General features: G+C 44.2%; 1 protein-coding gene. It reads right to left on the bottom strand.

The features are described from left to right. Nucleotides 1-16: 16 nt before the first annotated feature. Nucleotides 17-1,504, bottom strand: a complete 1,488-nt coding sequence (gene tnpC, locus J4N25_RS26665) for an IS66 family transposase (protein WP_207424948.1) — start codon at nt 1,502-1,504, stop codon at nt 17-19. Between the last annotated feature and the right edge of the window lie 148 nt (nt 1,505-1,652).

Raw genomic sequence — 1,652 nt, 5'->3', positions numbered from 1 at the left:
GTATCCGCCCGAACAACTACATATTGTCAGTTTCAACTAGTTTCTTAAAGTTCTGCGGATAGAGATCTCTGATATTCTTATGGTTGATCGTCATGATATTCTCCAGGGCGTATTTTAACCATCGGTAAGGGTTCACCTCATGCTTCTTACAAATAGCAAAAAAGGAATAGAGCATTCCTGCACGAGTAGCAGCATCATGACTTCCTGCAAAAAGATAGTTCTTGCGGCCTAAAGCAATCGGACGGATGGCATTCTCAATGGCATTGTTATCGATATGAAGACTGCCGTCCTGAAGATACACGCTTAGTTTATCCCAGCGTTCCATTGCGTACCGCATAGCCTTTCCTATCTGGCTTTTAGGCAAAGTGTTTTTCACCTCAGCAAAGATCCATTTACCCAGTTCATTGAGTACCGGAAGCGATTCGTCCAGGCGTAGCCGTTTGATCTGGTTTGCCTCAAGCTGCTCTTCTTTTGCTTTACGTTCTACTGTATAGAGTTGCTGAATAAGGGACAGAGCTTTAGTAGCTCTGATCTTATCATTATCCAAAGCTCGTTCAAACTCCCTTCGGGCATGTGCCCAACACGCTACTGGCGTCACTTCTGTACGCTGACCTATTTTTTCGTACACCCCATACCCATCACTTTGCAAATAACCTTTGAAATGAGCTAGCATATCTTTGGTAGCTATAGCACCGCGAGTAGGATGATAATCCATCAGTACCAGCCCATCTAGTGGACTATGGTAAACCCAATAGTAACCCTGGTGGCAAGCATTTTTCTTTTCGCTTTCCAGTACTTTTATCCCCGTTTCATCTACCTGCAAATAACCTTTGGCTTTTATATCAAACCTGAGCTGCTGCCAGAGTGGTTCAATCTGCTCCAGACCTTGTTTCACCCAGCCTTCGATAGTAGAAGAGGCAATTGGGATGTTCTCCCTTGCAAACCGTTGTTTCTGCCGGTACAGTGGGAGATGATCCATGTATTTATCAGTAAGGATCATCGAGAGTAAACCTGCTCCCGGTATACCTTTGTCAATTACTCTTTCGGGAAGATCTCCGGTTTTGACAGACTCACCGTTTTTAGCTGCATACTTATAGCGGATATAACGACGGATAAAGAAACGGGCAGGCTCACACTCCAGTTCTTCGGTTACCTCTTTGCCGATACATACCATATCCGTCAGGTCTCCTTCTGGATAGATCACAACTTCTTCCACCGGAAGATGGGCAGGTAAAGCTGCACGACCTTTATGAGCGGATTGCTTTTTACGAGTATAGCTGATCTGTTCTTTGATTTCCTCCTGCTGCTGTACTTCTTCCTCTGCAGGAGTTTCAAACGGTAAAACGCCTTGGTTAGGATCACCTTCAAAGCGTTCGCGCTTCTGGCCGAACTGCAGGCGTTCTAAAAGATCTACACGGGATTTGAGGTAGCTGTTTTCTTCTTCACGGGCATGGATAATAGCAATTAATTGCTCTTTTGAGAGGTTTTCCAGTGCCGTATCCATGGCATGAAATTACTCAAAAAACCGCTTTTAAACAAGAAAAAAGGCACTTTTATATCTGATAACGGCGCAATTGTCTGCTCTTTTGTACCTGTATCCCTTCAATCATTAACACCAGATCTGCCCAGCTTAACTCCTGTCTTTTAGGTAA

The sequence above is a fragment of the Desertivirga brevis genome (assembly GCF_017355835.1).
The sequence above is the reverse complement of the archived record's forward strand: the minus strand, read 5'-3'. Positions and strand labels throughout refer to the sequence as shown.